Origin of the sequence: Marinobacterium marinum, assembly GCF_013868415.1 — a bacterium.
Lineage (GTDB): Bacteria > Pseudomonadota > Gammaproteobacteria > Pseudomonadales > Balneatricaceae > Marinobacterium > Marinobacterium marinum.
Map to the genome: position 1 here is coordinate 19,536 of NZ_JACEMT010000043.1, position 18,661 is coordinate 38,196.

General features: G+C 54.0%; 16 protein-coding genes and 4 tRNA genes. 15 read left to right on the plus strand and 5 right to left on the minus strand.

Translation table 11 applies throughout. From position 1 onward, the window contains the following. Nucleotides 1-2 precede the first annotated feature (2 nt). Nucleotides 3-290 (minus strand): ArsR/SmtB family transcription factor, encoded by a 288-nt coding sequence (locus H1S06_RS07205; RefSeq protein WP_181738694.1) that lies wholly within the window; start codon nucleotides 288-290, stop codon nucleotides 3-5. 373 nt (nucleotides 291-663) lie between these two features. Between H1S06_RS07205 and H1S06_RS07210 the strand changes: the two genes are divergently transcribed. Together H1S06_RS07210 and H1S06_RS07215 are read left to right on the plus strand one after the other, a co-directional pair. Further along, nucleotides 664-2,070 (plus strand): solute carrier family 23 protein, encoded by a 1,407-nt coding sequence (locus H1S06_RS07210; protein ID WP_181738696.1) that lies wholly within the window; start codon nucleotides 664-666, stop codon nucleotides 2,068-2,070. 148 nt (nucleotides 2,071-2,218) lie between these two features. Next, nucleotides 2,219-3,157: a universal stress protein gene (locus H1S06_RS07215; RefSeq protein ID WP_181738698.1), complete on the plus strand. Its 939-nt coding sequence runs from the start codon at nucleotides 2,219-2,221 to the stop codon at nucleotides 3,155-3,157. Here H1S06_RS07215 and xthA read toward each other — a convergent pair. Beyond that, on the minus strand, nucleotides 3,154-3,969 hold the full coding sequence (gene xthA, locus H1S06_RS07220; protein WP_181738700.1) for an exodeoxyribonuclease III: 816 nt from the start codon (nucleotides 3,967-3,969) through the stop codon (nucleotides 3,154-3,156). The two genes, H1S06_RS07215 and xthA, sit on opposite strands and share 4 nt — an antisense overlap. A 165-nt stretch (nucleotides 3,970-4,134) precedes the next feature. Here xthA and gorA point away from each other — a divergent pair, with 165 nt between their 5' ends. Together gorA and miaE are read left to right on the plus strand one after the other, a co-directional pair. Continuing rightward, nucleotides 4,135-5,490 carry a glutathione-disulfide reductase gene (gorA, locus tag H1S06_RS07225; protein WP_181738702.1) on the plus strand — a complete coding sequence of 452 codons (1,356 nt, stop codon included), beginning with the start codon at nucleotides 4,135-4,137 and terminating at the stop codon, nucleotides 5,488-5,490. A 206-nt stretch (nucleotides 5,491-5,696) separates the two neighbouring features. After that, the gene (gene miaE / locus H1S06_RS07230; protein WP_181738704.1) at nucleotides 5,697-6,341 is read left to right on the plus strand and encodes a tRNA-(ms[2]io[6]A)-hydroxylase; all 645 of its coding nucleotides are present in this window, start codon (nucleotides 5,697-5,699) and stop codon (nucleotides 6,339-6,341) included. Here miaE and H1S06_RS07235 read toward each other — a convergent pair. Beyond that, the gene (locus H1S06_RS07235; RefSeq protein ID WP_181738706.1) at nucleotides 6,298-7,074 is read right to left on the minus strand and encodes a UDP-2,3-diacylglucosamine diphosphatase; all 777 of its coding nucleotides are present in this window, start codon (nucleotides 7,072-7,074) and stop codon (nucleotides 6,298-6,300) included. The genes miaE and H1S06_RS07235 overlap by 44 nt on opposite strands. Further along, nucleotides 7,074-7,577 carry a peptidylprolyl isomerase gene (locus H1S06_RS07240; protein WP_181738708.1) on the minus strand — a complete coding sequence of 168 codons (504 nt, stop codon included), beginning with the start codon at nucleotides 7,575-7,577 and terminating at the stop codon, nucleotides 7,074-7,076. Before H1S06_RS07240 ends, H1S06_RS07235 begins: the two co-directional genes overlap by 1 nt. 189 nt (nucleotides 7,578-7,766) lie before the next feature. On the opposite strand from H1S06_RS07240, the gene H1S06_RS07245 reads away from it, so the two are divergent. The 3 genes from H1S06_RS07245 to cysS all read left to right on the plus strand — a co-directional run bounded on the left by H1S06_RS07245 (nucleotide 7,767) and on the right by cysS (nucleotide 11,843). Further along, nucleotides 7,767-9,446, plus strand: coding sequence for a glutamine--tRNA ligase/YqeY domain fusion protein (locus H1S06_RS07245; RefSeq protein WP_181738710.1), 1,680 nt, complete (start codon nucleotides 7,767-7,769; stop codon nucleotides 9,444-9,446). Nucleotides 9,447-9,500: 54 nt separating this feature from the next. Next, nucleotides 9,501-10,334 (plus strand): hypothetical protein, encoded by an 834-nt coding sequence (locus H1S06_RS07250; protein WP_181738713.1) that lies wholly within the window; start codon nucleotides 9,501-9,503, stop codon nucleotides 10,332-10,334. A gap of 117 nt (nucleotides 10,335-10,451) precedes the next feature. Next, the gene (gene cysS / locus H1S06_RS07255) at nucleotides 10,452-11,843 is read left to right on the plus strand and encodes a cysteine--tRNA ligase (RefSeq protein ID WP_181738715.1); all 1,392 of its coding nucleotides are present in this window, start codon (nucleotides 10,452-10,454) and stop codon (nucleotides 11,841-11,843) included. A gap of 56 nt (nucleotides 11,844-11,899) precedes the next feature. Here the strand turns inward: cysS and folD are convergent, their stop codons facing one another. Further along, nucleotides 11,900-12,754 (minus strand): bifunctional methylenetetrahydrofolate dehydrogenase/methenyltetrahydrofolate cyclohydrolase FolD, encoded by an 855-nt coding sequence (gene folD, locus H1S06_RS07260; RefSeq protein ID WP_181738717.1) that lies wholly within the window; start codon nucleotides 12,752-12,754, stop codon nucleotides 11,900-11,902. A 217-nt stretch (nucleotides 12,755-12,971) separates the two neighbouring features. Between folD and H1S06_RS07265 the strand changes: the two genes are divergently transcribed. From H1S06_RS07265 to H1S06_RS07300, 8 genes are all read left to right on the plus strand, one after another. Then, nucleotides 12,972-13,048 (plus strand) — tRNA-Arg (locus H1S06_RS07265). 32 nt (nucleotides 13,049-13,080) lie between these two features. Next, nucleotides 13,081-13,156 (plus strand) — tRNA-His (locus H1S06_RS07270). Nucleotides 13,157-13,185: 29 nt separating this feature from the next. Further along, nucleotides 13,186-13,270: transfer RNA gene (locus tag H1S06_RS07275), tRNA-Leu, on the plus strand. Between the two features lie 408 nt (nucleotides 13,271-13,678). Beyond that, a tRNA-His gene (locus H1S06_RS07280) sits at nucleotides 13,679-13,754 on the plus strand. 222 nt (nucleotides 13,755-13,976) lie between these two features. Next, complete coding sequence (gene tig / locus H1S06_RS07285) at nucleotides 13,977-15,323, plus strand: trigger factor (RefSeq protein WP_181738719.1); 1,347 nt, start codon at nucleotides 13,977-13,979, stop codon at nucleotides 15,321-15,323. A gap of 95 nt (nucleotides 15,324-15,418) precedes the next feature. Continuing rightward, nucleotides 15,419-16,054: an ATP-dependent Clp endopeptidase proteolytic subunit ClpP gene (gene clpP, locus H1S06_RS07290; RefSeq protein ID WP_181738721.1), complete on the plus strand. Its 636-nt coding sequence runs from the start codon at nucleotides 15,419-15,421 to the stop codon at nucleotides 16,052-16,054. 102 nt (nucleotides 16,055-16,156) lie between these two features. Continuing rightward, a complete protein-coding gene (gene clpX / locus H1S06_RS07295; protein ID WP_181738723.1) occupies nucleotides 16,157-17,431 on the plus strand; it encodes an ATP-dependent protease ATP-binding subunit ClpX in 1,275 nt (424 codons plus the stop codon). A gap of 216 nt (nucleotides 17,432-17,647) precedes the next feature. Then, nucleotides 17,648-18,634, plus strand: coding sequence for a DctP family TRAP transporter solute-binding subunit (locus tag H1S06_RS07300; RefSeq protein WP_255482946.1), 987 nt, complete (start codon nucleotides 17,648-17,650; stop codon nucleotides 18,632-18,634). Nucleotides 18,635-18,661 lie beyond the last annotated feature (27 nt).

Consider the following 18,661-nt stretch of genomic DNA (forward strand, 5'->3'; position numbering starts at 1 on the left):
TCTCAGGGAGAGGTTGGGCAGAACAGGTTGTGCAGTGTTCTGATTATGGTGATGGCGGTTTCGCCATTCAGGGAGTAATAAATGGTTTGGGACTCGCGCCGGGTCTTGACCAGACCGTCTCGGCGCAGTACCGCGAGGTGCTGTGACAGAGCGGACTGACTGAGATCCAGGCAGCGGTTGAGTTCGGATACTGACAGTTCCTTGCCATCCAGATAGCAGAGAATCAGCAGACGGCTGTCGTTGCCAAGTACCCGCATCAGCTTGGCGGCCGAAGCGGCGTTCTCTTTCATCAGCTCCAGGCTGTCCTGTGGTAGTCCGGGGGGTAATGGGGTTCGGGAGGGGATCACGCGTGTCCTCGTCGATCTTGTTATGTGCTGTCGATATTATCCTATTTTTATCTTGAATCCCATTTTTCTAATATATGTAGAAATCATATCGCTATAGCTGATCTGTATACCGTTACAGTACGTATCAAGTTTGAATATGATGATGCGAGCCTGACGTAGTGGTTTTCCCGTATACTTTAGTTTAACTAGCGACTAAAGTTGATTGTCGACAACTCGACTTGTTTTCCACCTGCCAGTACTGTCCCCTTCCTTGGACATAGGGGAATGTCCGCATATTCGAAGAACAACAAAACCGTACTGCTTATGGGGAGCATATATGGGACTTTATCGGCGTGAGCACGGAGCCGAGCATCCGTACTGGAAATTCGGTCCATTCAAGGTTCGTTTACCCTTCATTCACTTCCGTTGGGAATGGCCGGAAACCATTCAGGCGCTGATCATGTTCGTGATCGGTATGGCGATGATTCCGCTGCTGGAAAAACATTTGGCACTACCCTACGACGTGGCGCTGGCCTTTGTTGTCGTCTGTGGTGTCGGATTCATGCTGCCTGCGATGCTGGGGGTGCCGATGGTGCCTGGCTGGATTACGCCGGCCATTCCTGTCGTGGTGCTGTTCCTCGGTAATTTCGAGCCAGGTCCCGAGTCGATTCGGGCATTGATTGGCTTGCAATTGGTCGTCACCCTGATCTTCTTTGTGCTAGGTATAACACGGCTGGGGAGTCGGCTGGTTGACCTGATACCCAGTTCGATCAAGGGTGGCATCCTGATGGGGGCCGGTATTGCAGCAATTACAACCGAAATATCGGCCGGTGGACGTTTGGCTCAGACGCCGATTTCACTGATCATTGGTGGTGCTGTGACCGGTTATATTCTGTTCTCGCTGTCGTTTCGAGACTGGACCGAAAAGCACCGCTGGGCCCGTATTGTCGCGGGCTATGGCATGGTGCCTGGTGCGCTGGTTGCGATGGGAATCGGTTGGGCAGTCGGTGAGTACCCGATTCCGCAGATCGAGTTTGGCATATCGACACCGGCCTTCGGCAAGATGCTGGATTACACGGTATTCGGAGTAGGTCTGCCATCACTGGAGATGCTGTGGATGGCGATTCCGACTGCGGTGATCGCCTATATCATCGCTTTTGGTGACATTATCGTGGGCAAGAGCCTGCTTAATCGCGTTGATCACCTGCGCCCGGATGAGAAAATTGAAGTCAATGTCGACCGGGTTCACCTGGTAACGGCGATTCGTAACCTGATTCATTCATTGCTGGCGCCTTATCCAGGCTTGGCCGGGCCTCTGTTTACCGGTGCCATGGCAACTATTGCCGAGCGCTACCGCTATGGGCGTAAGGCGATGGATACCATCTATGGGGGCGTGAGTGTCTTCTGGATCGTGGGTTTTATCGCGCTGTTTATTTTGCCTTTGGCAACGTTGTTCAAGCCTGTACTGCCGATTGCGCTGTCACTGACGCTGCTGATTACCGGTTACCTGTGTATCAGCGTGGGGGTCGAGCAGGTTGATAATGCGACCTCCATGGGAGTTGCCGGTACCATGGGTGTGGTGTTGTCCGTCTATGGAGCGGCTTACGGGCTGGTGGCAGGGGTTGTGCTGTATCTGCTGTTTGAAAAGCGTTCCAGGCAGGCCTTGCTGGAGCATGCTGGCGAACGGCATGAAGAGCCAATCCATATCGAGGAGGCGGTGGTCGAGGAAAGGGCTGACCGCTGATACTTGAATGGTTTGGCATATGAAGGCGAAGCCGTAGTGGCTTCGCCTTTTTGCATAAGGGGTCTGCGAGCTATCGTATAAGGCAGCGTTTACTTTACCTGATACAGCGGGCTATGCTCAGGTTAAACCATTGACTGTCGAGGGTGTTATGGCTCTGTACACACGTTTGCTGGTTAATCTGGCTGCTGATGAGCATCGGGGAGAGGTGCTGCAGAAGCTGCGACGCTTGAGTGGCCCTGAGGCGCAGGTAGAGTTGTTCAGTTCCGTTTATTCGGCCGGACTGGCCGGAAGTTATCTGTTTGACGCCGAAAATCGCCAGCATGTGATTCAGTCCGTACTACGCAAGGTTGAAAAGGGACTGACATCACATGTCGACAAGCTGCAGCATGAAGGGATCAATGCCGGGGCTGACGTGTATTGGGACCGGGATTTGTCGGAAAGCGTAGTGCGCAAGGTACTGCGTTATCAGCCGGATCTGGTGTTGCACGCGCCGGCCGCGCATGCCAATCCGCTGCAGCGTCTTTTATCGGCACCGGATTGGCGTCTGTTGAGGCAATGCCCGGCACCGCTGTTGCTGAGTAAAAAAGCGCACTGGAGTGACCGCCCGGTTATTGCAGCCGCTATCGACCCCTTTCACCTGGATGATGAAGCAGCGGAATTGGATGAGCGTCTGCTGCAGCAGGCGGCGGGGTTGGCAAAGCAGCTGGACGGTGAGTTGCATGTACTGCATGTATTCAATACCTTGCCGCACTCGGCGATTTTTGATGAGCATCTGGTGGTGGACTATGAGGCCTTGCAGCAAAAGGTGCGTCGTGAGCATCGTGTCCGTATCGATGAGCTTATAAGGCCATACGGCCTGTCGGTGGGAGACCCCAATGTCCACTTGTTGGAAGGTGAGCTGCATCAGTTGGCGCCTGCGTGGGTTGAGAGAACGCAAGTGGATGTATTGGTGATGGGCAGCTTGGCGCGAGGTTTCATCGATCGGCTGCTGCTGGGCAGTTCGGCCGAGCGGTTGATGGACAGAGTCGGGTGTGATCTGTTGGTGTTGAAACCGGACAGCTTCCGCTGTCCGGTTTCCGAACACTAAATCGAAAATTCAGACCAGATCGGGGCATGGTCGGAAGGCTTTTCCATGCCTCTGATTTCGTAGTCAATACCGGCATCCAGACAGTGTTCCAACAGCGCCTCGGTGGCCAGAATGGCATCAATTCGCAGGCCGCGTTTAGGGGTGTCATCAAAGCCGCGGCTGCGATAATCAAACCAGCTGAACAGTTGGTCCTCATCCGGGTGCAAGCGGCGGAAGCTGTCACCCAGGCCCCACTGGTGCAGGCGTGCCAGCCACTCCCGTTCTTCCGGCTGAAAGCTGGTTTTGCCTGTTCGTAGCCAGCGCTTGCGGTTGGGTTCGCCTATGCCGATATCCTTGTCTTCAGCGGAAATGTTCAAGTCGCCCATGACGACCAGTGGCTGGTCGGGCGTGCAAGCCGTTTGCAGATGCTGTAGGAGGTCAGCATAGAAGCGACGCTTGGCCGGGAATTTGGTGGGATGTTCGATATTTTCCCCTTGGGGAAAGTAGCCGTTCAGAACGCGTACTGTCTGACCGTTGGGGCTGACGAAGTCGGCCATGATCATGCGACGCTGGGCGTCGGGTTCGTCATCGGGAAAACCATACTGGACATTCTGGGCTGGCTGCTTTGAAATCAGGCACACGCCGTAATGGGTTTTCTGCCCATGAAAAACCACGTGGTAGCCCATTGCTTCGATCTGCTGGATCGGGAACTGGTCATCGGCTACCTTGCTTTCCTGAATTCCGATGACATCCGGCTTATGTTTTTCGATCAGGTGTTCAAGCTGGTGCATGCGTGCGCGGATGCCGTTTGTGTTGAAGGAGATCAGTTTCATATCAATCCTGCTTCGGAGTGCTCGAGTGAAGAAGGGCATGGTATCAGAAAATGGCAGAGCGCCGGGGGGATGGAGCTTGATCAGGGTTTGCGGTTTTTACGGTGGGTCTTGATCGGCGGGCTAGGTACAATGTGTGGATGCTTGTAACGTACTCAAGGAGGCACCGTGGCAAATTTTGATTATGACCTGTTTGTGATTGGCGCAGGATCGGGAGGTGTGCGAGCTGGGCGTATGGCCGCTGCCGAAGGCGTCCGGGTTGCTGTTGCTGAAGACCGTTATCTGGGCGGCACCTGTGTCAACGTGGGCTGTGTGCCCAAAAAACTGTACGTCTATGCATCGAATTACAATGAGGCCTTTCGTGAGGCGGCGGGGTATGGCCTGCAAGCGCAGGACGTGACGTTTGATTGGCCCCGCCTTCGAGATAACAAGAAGCAGGAAATCAGTCGGTTGAATGGTATTTATACCCAGCTGATGAAAAATGCGGGTTGTGACTTGATCGACGGTCGAGCCAATATCCTGAGCGAGCACGAGGTGCAAGTCGGAGACAGGGTTTATACGGCCGAACGCATACTGGTCGCGACGGGAGGCTGGCCTTTTATCCCTGAGTTTGAGGGTCGCGAGCATGTTATCAGCTCGAATGAAGTCTTCGATCTGGACAGCTTTCCGAATGATGTGCTGGTGGTCGGTGGAGGGTATATCGCGGTCGAATTTGCCGGGATCTTTGCCGGATTGGGGGCACGTACAGAGCTGATTTACCGTGGCGATCTGTTCCTGCGTGGATTTGATCAGGAGGTGCGTGAATTCACCGCTGAAGAGGTGGCTAAAAAGGGCGTTGGGCTTAACTTCAATTGTAATGTCGAGCGTGTTGTCAGGCTGGCCTCCGGACGTCTACAGGCGCTGTTGAGTGACGGGCGTGTACTGGAGGCGGATCAGATTCTTTATGCAACCGGACGCGTACCGAACACCCGGGGGTTGGGGCTGGAAAACGTGGGGGTTGCGCAGCAGGCCAACGGTGCCATTGTCGTGAATGACAGCTTCCAGACATCGGTTCCGTCCATTTATGCGATTGGTGACGTCATCGATCGCGTTCAGCTGACACCGGTTGCATTGGCTGAAGGGATGGCTTTGATTCGGCACCTGTACGCGGCGGGCAGTCCTGCAGTTGATTATGAGCTGATCCCGACGGCCGTGTTCTGTCAGCCGAATATTGGCACGGTGGGGCTGACTGAGGAGCAGGCTGTGGAGCGTTATGAGCGAATCAAAGTGTTCAGATCTGAGTTCCGAGCGTTGAAACATACACTGAGCGGCAGCAATGAGCGCACATTGATGAAAATGATCGTAGATGAGGAAAGTGATCGTGTTCTGGGTGTGCATATGGTGGGAGCCGATGCCGGTGAAATCATCCAGGGCATCGGGGTGGCGCTAAAAGCGGGTGCAACCAAGGCCGTGTTTGATAGCACCATCGGGATTCACCCGACTGCAGCCGAGGAGTTCGTGACCATGCGGCAGCCGGTGCGTTGAGTCGCAGCGGTCAGGGCGTACGACTTGCACCGGCCGGTATCGAGCTGGTTGGTGCGGGTGATCAAGTGGCGTATTGGCATACAAGTTTGTAGAATCGCGCACTTTAAATGTGCATGACGGCTCGGGCCGGCAGCAGTCGAACGCATCGTGGGTGCGTTATTGGTGCGTGTGCCCGGGGCGGCTATTTTCAGAGATGGTGTGATCCGATGGATGTACTGGCCGAGATCAAAGGCTTTTTGGGCTGTGAAACCCCGCCGGAGTGGCTTCAATTGGCGGCAAAAGCCGAAACGATGGAGTTACTGCTGACGGATCATGCTCACTGCGAAAAAAAGGCGGCTTCAACGGCAATGACCTTGATGTTTCGTTATGTTGATCGCTCGGATCTATTGAACAAAATGTCGCGCTTGGCGCGTGAAGAGCTGATCCATTTCGAGCAGGTGCTGGGTATTATGGAAGCACGCGGTTTGAAGTACGGACATCTGACGCCTGCCCGCTATGCTGCCGGGCTGAGAAAGGATGTACGCACATCGGAGCCGGGGCGTCTGGTTGATGTGTTGATTATCGGCGCTTTCATCGAGGCACGTTCCTGTGAACGTTTTGCGGCTTTGGCGCCTGACCTGGATGATGAGTTGGCGCGATTCTATCGCTCATTGCTGAAGTCTGAAGGACGTCACTATCAGGACTATTTGAGCTTGGCCGAATCCTATGCGGGTGGGCCGATCGATGACCGAGTCGAGCATTTTCGACGTCTGGAAGCGGATCTTGTTTTGGCGGAAGACAATGAATTCCGCTTCCATAGCGGCAAGCCTAGTGCGGCTTTGCTAGCGAATGGCGCAGCTCTGTCGCCGTAAGTCTATCCTCGACCGGAAGGGAAAAGGCGTACAAACGGCTACCGTTGGTATCCTGTTCCAGGTACCAGCCGTGGCTGTCCCAGTCGCCCAGCACAATGCGGTTGCCGCTGGCAGGAGGTGGGTTGGGGTGAATGCAGGGCCGGTGAGTGTGCCCATGAATGATCAGGTCGGCCTGTTCGGACTGGGCCAGATGACTGACGGCTGTGGGCGTCACATCCGTAATCTCGGCAGCTTTTTGGGCTCCCTGCTCTCGGCTGGCGGCACGCAGTTGGCACGCTACTTCCAGGCGTTCGGCAACCGACTTGGCCAGAAACTGCTGCTGCCACTCGTGGCTGCGCACCAGGGCGCGGAACTTCTGGTAGTCCACATCATCGGTACACAGTTGGTCACCGTGCATCAGTACTGTCTTACCATGTACTGTTGTGATGCGGTGCAGGCTGTCCAGTAGTGTAACTCCCAGTTGCTCGGCAAGACGTTGTCCGACCAGAAAGTCACGGTTGCCGTGCTGGAAAAAAACACGCACCCCGGATTGGCTTAAGGCTCTGAGGCGGGCGAAGATCGGATGAAGGAAATCCGGGATGGCGTCGTCGCCGATCCAGGCTTCAAAAATGTCGCCGAGCAGGTAGAGTTCGTCGGCCAGCGGGGCTTTTTCCTGCAAAAATACGTCAAACGCCCGGATGACATCCGGGCGTTTGCTGTCAAGATGTAGGTCTGCAATGTAGTAGCGCAGCATCAGCCTTCCGGCTGCTCGATGCTGGCGGATTCGATCACGATGTCTTCAACGGGAACATCCTGGTGGCCTGCACGCATGGTGGTGCTGGCTTTCTTGATTTTGTTGATAACGTCAAGACCGTCGACAACCTTGCCAAAGACTGCATAGCCCCAGCCCTCGGTATTTTTGGCCGTGTGGTCCAGGAAGGTGTTGTCCGAAACGTTGATGAAAAACTGTGCGGAAGCCGAATGTGGGTCCATAGTGCGAGCCATGGCAATGGTACCCGACTGGTTGGACAGGCCGTTGTCGGCTTCGTTCTGAATCGGTTCGCGGGTTTCTTTCGGGATCATGCCTGGTTCAAAACCACCACCCTGGATCATGAAGCCGTCGATGACCCGGTGGAAAATAACGCCGTCATAGAAGCCATCGCGGACATACTGCTCAAAGTTGGCGGCAGTGACAGGTGCCTTGCCATGGTCCAGTTCGAGGGTGATGGTGCCGACATTGGTTTTCAGGATGATCATTTCCGGTTTCCCTGTTTCTCTTATGTGTTTGCCCATTATACTCAAGTATTAAATTGCTGCATCTACCGGCAGACGCTTTATTCTTTTCACTTCGTGCCCAGGTGCGTCCAGGGTGCTTCTGCGGTTATAATGCCGGGAATTGTACCCGGCGTGATGGCCGGCTTTTTTCAGCTTCGACAAGACATGGATATGACCAAAAACGACAGCACCAAGCCGAACAACTTTATCCACCAGATTATTGAAGATGACCTTGCCCAGGGACTGAATGGCGGAAAGGTGATTACCCGCTTCCCGCCCGAGCCGAATGGCTATCTGCATATTGGTCATGCCAAATCGATCTGTCTGAACTTTGGTACGGCGCAGCGCTTCAATGGTCAATGTAACCTGCGTTTTGACGATACCAATCCGGAAAAAGAGAGCCAGGAATACATCGACTCGATTATTGAGGATGTGCGTTGGCTCGGGTTCCAGTGGAGTGGCGACATCTGTTACAGCTCTGACTATTTTGATCAGCTGTACGATTGGGCGTTGCATCTGATCAAGGCAGGCAAGGCATATGTTGACAGTCTGAGCGCTCATGAAATGCGCGAATTCCGCGGTACATTGGTAGAGCCGGGTAAAAACAGCCCCTATCGCGAGCGCAGTGTCGAAGAAAACCTTGAACTGTTCGAGAAAATGCGCAAAGGCGACTTTGAAGAGGGTGAATGTGTTCTGCGTGCCAAGATTGACATGGCTTCGCCGAATATCAATATGCGTGATCCGGTGGTTTACCGTATTCGCCATGCACATCACCATCAGACCGGTGACAAGTGGTGTATCTACCCGTCGTATGACTTTACGCACGGGCAGTCTGATGCGCTGGAAGGGATTACGCACTCCATCTGTACATTGGAGTTCGAAGACCATCGTCCGTTGTACGACTGGTTTATCGAAAATCTGCCGGTGCCGGCCCGCCCTCGCCAGTATGAATTTGCACGCCTGGGGCTGAACTACACGGTCACCAGCAAGCGCAAGCTGAAGCTGTTGGTGGATGAGGGGCATGTTGAAGGCTGGAATGACCCGCGTATGCCGACTATTTCGGGTATGCGTCGTCGTGGCTTTACTCCGGCCTCGATTCGCAACTTCTGTGACATGATCGGTGTTACACGCGCCAACGGTATTGTTGATGTGGGCATGCTGGAGTCAGCCATCCGTGATGACCTGGATGCCAATGCACCGCGTGCCATGTGTGTTGTCGATCCGATCAAAGTGACCATCGCCAACTATGCCGAAAGTGACGAGGAATGGTTTGAGCTGCCCGCACATCCGAAAGATGAATCCATGGGTGTGCGCAAGGTGCCATTTACACGCAATCTTCTGATTGAACGTGAAGACTTTGCCGAAGAGAAGCCGCGTAAGTGGAAGCGTATGGCGCCGGGCGATGCCGTGCGTCTGCGTGGTGCCTATGTGATCCGCTGTGATGAAGTGATCAAGAACGATCAGGGTGAAGTGGTCGAGTTGGTGTGTAGCTATGATGCAGCAACCAAGGGGCAAAACCCGACCGATTACAAGCCGAACGGCGTTATCCACTGGGTGTCTGCCGACAATTCGGTGCCGTGTGAAGTGCGCCTGTATGATCGTTTGTTCACTGAGGCGAATCCGGATGGCGACAAGGAGCGGGACTTCCATGAATTCATGAACCCCGAGTCATTGGTTGTCATGACCGGGGCGCGTGCCGAAATCGGCTTGAAACGAGCAGTTGCTGAAAGTCGCTACCAGTTCGAGCGTACCGGTTATTTCTGTGTTGATAGTACTTCAACCGAAGACAAGCTGGTGTTCAACCGCACTGTCACTTTGCGTGACTCCTGGGCCAAAATCCAGGGTAAATAAACAGTGCGCCAAGGGCGGGGCATAGCGAGGATCTGGGCGGCTCTGGTGCTGCTGATGGCTGGCTGTGCTTCCGCGCCTGATGCAGGGTCGAGTGGTTCGCTGAAGATTGTGCGTCAGACTGTTTTGGCGGAGGAAGTCAGTGAAACCTCCGGCTTGGCGCTGCATGAAGGGCGCTTGTGGACACACAATGACAGTGGTGATGGCCCGCGTTTGTACGCGGTGTCTCCCGACAGCGGTACTGTCATCGAGCGGCGGATCTTGAGAGATGCGGTGAATCTTGACTGGGAAGAGCTGGCGCATGACGCTCGGTCCATGCATGTACTGGACTGCGGTAACAACTCTGGCCGGCGCGAGTGGATGCAGATCTACTCGGTGCGCTGGCGTGATCTGTCTGTAGCTGAGGAAGCATCTGTCCCTGCTCGGTTGACCGAGTTCCATTTTGCGGATGCTGAGCCGTCTGCAGGGCTGCACAAACACAACAATGATTGTGAGGCGGCGACCCTGGTGGAAGGAGAGATGTGGATTTTCAGCAAGAACTGGCGTGATCAGCATACGCGTCTTTACCGCCTGCAGGTGGATGGTGAGCGTCATGTTTTACGGAGCCAAGAGCGCTATCCGGTTGGAGGTCTGATTACCTCCGCGGATTATGATCCCGAGCGTCGCCAACTGGCCTTGTTGGGGTACACACGCAAGCGTTTCAGTTCTTCTGCGTTTCTTTGGCTGATACCTGTGGTCGAAAAGGTGCCCGACTGGTCGTTGGCGCGTCGCCACCACCTCTCCCCGGCAGGGCAGTGGGAAGCTGTTCTCTGGCAGCCCGAGGGGGTGTTGTTGACGCGCGAGGCCAGTGTGTTAGGGCAGAGCTGGCTGGGTTTTGTCCGACTGCCTTGATCGCAGCTACTTGACTATTCAGGCATAATCCTGAAGCCTTGTTCAGGCAAAAGTATATTCATTTGTAGTTTCGCCCAGGAGTGGGCGATTTCCTTTCACAGAGTTCGGCAGAGCCCAATGCTTCATATCTACAATACACTGACCAACAGCAAAACGATTTTCACCCCGATTGAACCCGGCAAAATCCGCATGTATGTGTGTGGCGTTACGGTATACGACCTCTGTCATATCGGTCATGCGCGCGTCATGGTGGCGTTTGATGTGATGACTCGTTATTTGCGTGCTCGGGGCTGGGATGTCGATTATGTGCGCAATATCACCGATGTGGATGACAAGATTATTCGTCGTGCAGCGGAAAACAATGAGACGGTTGATCAGTTGACCGAGCGGATGATCGCTGCCATGCATGAGGATGAGGCGCGTCTGAATGTGCTGCGTCCCGATCAGGAGCCGAAGGCGACCGCTCATATCGATGACATTGTTAATATGGTGCAGACCCTGATCGATAAGGGATATGCATATGCGGCTGACAATGGTGACGTATATTACCGTGTCGAAAAATTCGAAAACTACGGACGGCTCACCAATAAGGTGCTGGAAGACCTGCGCTCGGGTGCGCGAGTGGAGGTGGAAGAAGCGAAGGAAAGTCCGCTCGACTTTGTGCTCTGGAAGAGTGCCAAACCTGGTGAAGTGAGCTGGGAATCCCCTTGGGGGGCAGGCCGTCCGGGATGGCATATTGAATGTTCTGCCATGTCCAAGTGCTGCCTGGGCGATACCTTTGATATTCATGGTGGTGGTCCGGACTTGCCGTTTCCACATCATGAAAACGAAATCGCGCAGTCCGAGGCGGCCAACGGGTGCACGTATGCCCATTATTGGGTGCATGCAGGACCGGTGCGTATGGGCAAGGAAAAAATGTCCAAGTCACTGGGTAACTTTTTTACCATCCGTGATGTGCTGCAGCATTATAATCCGGAGGTTGTGCGGTATTTCCTGTCGAGTGTGCATTATCGCAGTTACATCGATTACTCGGAAGACAGTCTCAAGGAAGCGCAGAGTGCACTGGAGCGTTTCTATCAGGCGTTGGCGTCCGTGGAGGCTGCTGAGAGTGGTGCTGCGCTTGATAATGATTTTGAACTGCGCTTCTGTGAGGCGATGGATGATGATTTCAACACCCCGCGTGCGTTGGCTGTATTGTTTGAGTTGGTGAGTGAGCTTAACAAGGCGGTCAGGGAGGGGTGTGGAGATGCGCCGCAACTGGCAGCTCAGTTGAAGCGGCTGGCTGGCATGATCGGTCTGCTGGAACAGTCTCCTCAGGCGTTTTTGCAGGGGGAAAGCGGTGCAGATGATCTGTCGGCTGAAGAGATCGAACGTCTTATCGAGCAGCGTAATCAGGCGCGCAAAGACAAGAATTTTGCGGAAGCCGATCGAGTGCGTGATGTGCTGGCTGATAAGGGAATAGTGCTCAAGGATAGCCGTGAAGGTACAGGTTGGTATCGCGAGCATTAAGTATGTGAGGCTGGAACAGAAACGCCGCTCTTGGAGCGGCGTTTCTGTTTTCAAAGTCAGGTGTCAAGGCGGCTGGCTGCTTCCAACGTGTTCTCCATCAGAGTCGCGACTGTCATAGGGCCAACGCCGCCGGGAACCGGAGTGATCCAGCTGGCTCGTTCTGCGGCGGGTTCGAACTCGACATCCCCGACCAGGCGGCCGTCTTCTCGGCGGTTGATGCCCACATCAATGACGATGGCGCCAGGCTTGATCCATTCGCCCTTGACCAGTCCCGGAATTCCGACGCCAACCACGACGATGTCGGCACGCCGTACATGTGCTTCCAGGTCGCGGGTGAAGCGGTGGGTCGTGGTGGTTGTGCAGCCGGCCAGTAGGAGTTCCAGGGTCATCGGGCGGCCAACGATGTTGGAGGCGCCAACAATGACGGCTTCCTGTCCGTGCAGATCCACGCCCGTTGATTCCAGCAGTGTCATGACGCCTTTCGGAGTACAGGGACGTAGAGTCGGGATGCGCTGTGCCAGGCGGCCCAGATTGAAAGCATGGAATCCGTCCACGTCCTTGTCCGGACGAATGCGCTCCAGCACTTCGGTTGCATCCAGGTGGGCGGGCAGGGGCAGCTGTACCAGGATGCCGTCGACATCGGCATCACTATTCAGGCTGTCTACAAGTTCCAGTAGTTCCTCGCGGGATGTTTCGGCCGGCAGGTCATAGGCTTTGGAAGTGATGCCGACTTCGGCACAGGCGTTCTTCTTGTTGCGAACATAGACCTGAGAGGCAGGATCGCTGCCTACCAGGACGACAGCCAGGCAGGGGGCTCGTTTGCCTGTTGCCAGACGGGCATCGATTCCGGCACGCACCTGCTGACGAACATTGGAAGCGATCTGTTTGCCATCAATGATTTGAGCACTCATGGGTGAGGTATGTTCCTTTAAGTACATATAGAGGCGAGTAATGGAATTATTTTCTCATTTTTGATCGCTTTGGCCAATGGACTTTTATTGTGCTTTTCGCTACAGGGTGTTGTTTCTGTTAAATAATTTAAAAAAACTGTTGACGCTGGAAAAGAGTGAGCCTAATATACGCACCTCCTCGACGCGGGGAGTTACTCAAGGCGAGGCGGCGTATAATGCGCTCGTAGCTCAACCGGATAGAGCAACGGCCTTCTAAGCCGTAGGTTGCAGGTTCGAGTCCTGCCGGGCGTGCCAGGTCGTCTGGATGGTTGAGTAAAGAGGTTATGGTGGGCGTAGCTCAGTTGGTAGAGCCCCGGATTGTGATTCCGGTGGTCGTGGGTTCGAGCCCCATCGTCCACCCCATTACCTCAGGCTAGTCAGCCATTGTAAATGCGGAAGTGGTGAAATTGGTAGACACGCTGGATTTAGGTTCCAGTGCCGCAAGGTGTGAGAGTTCGAGTCTCTCCTTCCGCACCATGTTTCTGATGCATATTTCTCGCACATCTTCTATATATCCTATATCTCTTCTGTTTTCCTGTTTCCAATTGCCCTAAATGTACGGTCGAGGCAGTTCCGTCCGGCTGGTTTTGTAGGCTTCGTGTCTTTTTATATCTTATTGTGCATGTGTGGCTGACTTCATTCGCAGCTGTCTATCGGCTGGCCTGAAGTCTGTGGCCAGGTGCGTGGTCTTGCACTGACAAAAATGTCATAAAGTTTAAAATAATTGTTGCAATCAAAAACTTACATCAGTATAGTACGCGCCATCGAAAGACATGCAGCAGGTTGCGCTGAATCGGTGCTTCTTGAATATGTTGATCGAATACCCGGAATTTAATTCAGTCAGTACTGAGTTGTAATGGGTATAGCTTTAAATACACTAATGTGGTGGGCGTAGCTCAGTTGGTAGAGCCCCGGATTGTGATTCCGGTGGTCGTGGGTTCGAGCCCCATCGTCCACCCCAGTGTGTATCCTGCCTTGTTTTAAAATATCCCTCTTTTTTGTTTGACAGGCGCATTTATGCGCTTTTTCGCGTTGTTTGTGCTGGCATTTCGCTTGACTAATGGCGGCACTTGCATGAAAATTTCGCGCTTTAGAATTTTTGGCTCTGCTGGTCGGTCGTGCTATATCAAGACGAGCCTGCAGGTCGCTACATCATGCTGCAAAACTATTTGTGAGGATCTCCATGCAAGTTTCTGTTGAAACGACTTCCGGCCTTGAGCGTCAGATGACCATCACTGTTCCGGCTGAGCGCATCGACCAGGACGTAAACAAACTGGTTGCCCAGCAGGCACGCACTCGCCGTCTGGATGGCTTCCGTCCGGGTAAAGTACCGCCCAAGGTGATCAAACGCATGTTTGGCAGCTCGATCCGTCAGGACGTTTTGGGTCAGGTAGTACAGGAGACTTTTTACACCGCTGTTGAGCAGGAAAAACTGCAGCCGGCGGGCGGGCCCAGCATTGAATTCAAAAACGACAAGGAAGGCGAAGATCTGCAGTACGTTGCCACCTTTGAAGTTTACCCGGAGATCGAACTGAAGGATCTGGCCGGAGTTGAGCTGGAAAAGCAGACTGCAGATATCACCGATGCCGATCTGGACAAAATGATCGAAACTCTGCAGAAACAGCAGGCTGACTGGAAAGAAGTTGAGCGTGCCGCCGCTGACGGCGATCGTGTGAAGATCGACTTCGAAGGCTTCATTGATGGTGAAGCATTTGACGGCGGCAAGGCTGAAGGTCATGACCTGGTGCTGGGTTCAGGCTCTATGATTCCGGGCTTCGAAGCGGGTCTGGAAGGCAAAAAGGCAGGTGAAGAGTTTGATCTGGAAGTGAGCTTCCCGGAAGACTACCATGCTGAAAACCTGAAAGGTAAAGCGGCTGTATTCAAAACCAAGGTGCAGTCTGTTTCCGCTCAGGAACTGCCGGAACTGAACGAAGAATTCTTCTCTCGCTTCGGTATCGAAGAGAAAGAGTTGGACGGCTTCAAAGTTGAAGTGCGCAAGAACATGGAGCGTGAACTGAAGCAGGCGCTGAAAATGAAGCTGAAAGATCAGGTCTTCACTCAGCTGCTGAAAGTAAACGACATCACTGTACCGGCGGCCCTGATCGACAGCGAAATCGATAACCTGCGTCGTCAGGCGATTCAGCAGTTTGGTGGTCCGGATGCAAACATTGATCCGAACATGCTGCCCAAGGAAATGTTCGAAGACCAGGCTGGACGCCGTGTCAGCGTGGGTCTGCTGGTTCAGGAAGTCGTGAAGGCCAATGAGCTTGAAGCTGACGAAGACCGCGTCCGTGAAACCGTTGAAGAAATGGCGTCTACTTACCAGGATTCCCAGCAGGTTATCGACTGGTACTACGGCAACGATCAGATTCTGAACCAGATCAAGAGCCTGGTGCTGGAAGATCAAGTGGTTGATCATCTGGTTGCATCTGCTAAAGTCACTGAAAAGGCCGTTCCTTACGAGGAAGCCATTCAGCCGGCACAGCAGCAGAACGACGATGCTGCTGACGCAGAAGAAAGCGAAGCCTGATCCGGACATCCGGTAGGGGCATAAGCTACAACGGAAACGGCAGTTGGCTTGGCTGACTGTCGTTTTTTCGCTTATCAGGTAAGGAGAATTAGTGCATGGCAGATATCTACACAGGGCGCTCCAACGAAATCACCGGCTCGGGTCTGGTGCCAATGGTTGTCGAGCAGAGCTCACGCGGCGAGCGGGCCTATGATATCTACTCCCGTCTGCTCAAGGAGCGGTTGATTTTTTTGGTGGGGCCGGTGGAAGATCACATGGCTAACCTGATCGTGGCTCAGCTGTTGTTCCTGGAAGCCGAGAACCCCGACAAGGATATTCACCTTTACATCAACTCTCCGGGTGGCTCCGTTACGGCCGGTATGGCCATCTACGACACCATGCAGTTTATCAAGCCGGACGTTAGCACCATGTGTATCGGTCAGGCAGCCAGTATGGGAGCTTTCCTGTTGGCCGGTGGTGCTGCTGGCAAGCGTTGCGCCTTGCCGAACGCACGCATGATGATTCATCAGCCGTTGGGCGGTTACCAGGGGCAGGCGTCCGATATCGAAATTCATACACGTGAAATTCTGACCATTCGTGAAAAGCTCAATCGCCTGCTGGCCGAGCATACCGGTCAGGATCTGGAAACCATCATCCGTGATACCGACCGCGATAACTTCATGAATTCGCAGACCGCGGTTGAATATGGCTTGATTGATACGGTCATGGAGCGTCGCCAGGGCACCGATTGATGTCATGGCCGATCCTGGGGCGGTCGATAGGATCTCCTGTAAGGTTGAAAAACCCGGGTATCGGGCGCATACAAAGAGTAAACGGTTTTTTGAGGTAAGAAGATGGCAGACGAGACGACCGGCAAGGACGGAGAGGGCAGCAAGCTGTTCTGTTCCTTCTGTGGCAAAAGCCAGGATGAAGTGCGTAAATTGATCGCAGGTCCCTCTGTCTTTATCTGTGATGAGTGTGTCGATCTTTGTAACGATATCATCCGTGAGGAGATTCAGGAGAGCGACGAGCAGGAGACCCGTGAGACCCTGCCAACACCGGCAGAGATCAAGGCGACCCTGGATGACTATGTGATCGGTCAGGAACGTGCCAAGAAGGTACTGGCTGTTGCGGTATACAACCACTACAAGCGCCTTCGTTTTCAGCAGAAAGGTGAAGTGGAACTGGGTAAGAGCAATATCCTGCTGATTGGCCCGACCGGCAGTGGCAAGACGTTGCTGGCCGAGACCATGGCGCGACTGCTGAATGTGCCGTTCACGATTGCAGATGCAACAACGCTGACCGAAGCGGGCTATGTCGGTGAAGATGTTGAGAACATCATTCAGAAGCTGCTGCAGAAGTGCGACTACGATGTTGAAAAAGCCCAATTGGGTATCGTCTATATTGACGAAATCGACAAGATTTCGCGCAAGTCCGATAACCCGTCCATCACCCGTGATGTGTCCGGTGAAGGGGTGCAGCAGGCACTGCTGAAGCTGATTGAAGGCACGGTGGCTTCGGTGCCGCCTCAGGGAGGGCGCAAGCATCCGCAGCAGGAGTTTCTGCAAGTGGATACGTCAAATATCCTGTTCATCTGTGGCGGTGCCTTTGCTGGCCTGGAAAAAATTATCCGCGATCGCAGTGAGCGCAGCTCCATTGGCTTTAGTGCCGTGGTCAAAAGCAAGGACGAAAGCCGTCTGAGTGAAGTGCTGCATGATGTGGAAGCGGAAGATCTGGTCAAATTCGGTCTGATTCCGGAGTTTGTCGGTCGTCTGCCGATGGTGGCGACTTTGTCCGAACTGGATGAGGGGGCCTTGATTCAAATCCTGACCGAACCCAAGAACAGCCTGGTCAAGCAGTATCAGGCGCTGTTTGAAATGGAAGGGGTTGAAGTCGACTTCCGGGAAGAAGCGCTTAAGGCCATCGCGGCCAAGGCGCTGGAGCGACGTACAGGTGCGCGAGGCTTGCGTTCCATTCTGGAAGCAACGCTGTTGGAGATCATGTATCAGCTGCCATCACTGGAAAATGTGGTGAAGGTCGTGATAGATGAAGGTGTGATCAATGGTACCTCCGAACCTCTCCTGATCTATGAAAACCAGGACACGCCCAAGGCTGCCCAGGATCACTGAACTTTGGTCTAGTGCCTCTCTGAAATCCCCGCATCTGCGGGGATTTTTCTTACTAATGTTTCAAAAGTGAAACATTTCATTTTGCGCCGACTTCTATCGCCGTCTTATAATCCTACAGCGGTCGTTAACATCCGAATGAGTTTGGACCTGTCGCGAGCCGTATCTGTTGGATCATAACGATAAAGGACTGGATAGATGCTCAAACGTCGTACATTCATGGCTGCAGCCGCTGCATGCATGCTGATGACTCCTGTTGCCCACGCTGAATACAAGGCCGAATACACCGTTTCTACGGTACTGCCGTCAGCCTTCCCCTGGGGGCAGGCCGCTGACAAATGGGTCGAGTTGGTGAAAGAGCGCTCTGCAGGGCGTATTAACATGAAGATTTACAGCAATGCTCAGCTGGTGTCAGGCGACCAGACCAAGGAATTTTCAGCCATGCGTTCAGGGCTGATCGATATGGCGGTCGGTTCCACGATCAACTGGTCTCCGCAGGTATCAGAGCTGAACCTGTTTTCACTGCCGTTTTTGATGCCGGACCATACGGCCATTGACGCGATCACGCAGGGCGAGGCCGGCAAGGCTGTGTTTGCGGCGATTGAGAAGCGCGGAGTAACGCCCCTGGCCTGGGGTGAGAATGGTTTCCGCCAGCTGTCCAACTCCAAGCTGAAAATCGACAAGCCTGCTGATTTGGAAGGTCTGAAAATCCGCGTGGTAGGCTCGCCGCTGTTCCAGGACACCTTTACCGCGCTGGGTGCAAACCCGACTCAGATGAGCTGGGCGGATGCAAAACCGGCGTTGACCACAGGTGCCGTAGATGGGCAGGAAAACCCGATTTCGGTTTTTGACGTGGCGCGCATCGACCAAGTGGGCCAGACCCATCTGACCCGTTGGGGCTACATGGCAGACCCGCTGGTTTTTGCAGTCAGCACGCGCGTATGGCGTCAGTTTTCACCGGAAGATCAGCAGCTGCTGAAGCAGGCCGCTATCGATGCCGGCAAATGGGAGATCGAGAAATCCCGTGCCGAACTGGACGCGACTTTGGCCAAGATCAAGGAGCGTGGTGTCGAGGTGACCGAGCTGACCCCCGAACAGCATGCGGCCTTTGTTGACGCTACCCAGTCGGTATACGAAAAATGGGCTCCTCGTATTGGTGAAGAGCTTGTGAAGCAGGCTCAGGACGCGGTTGCCAATCGTAAGTAATGTCGCTGAACCTGCTTGAGCGCCCGC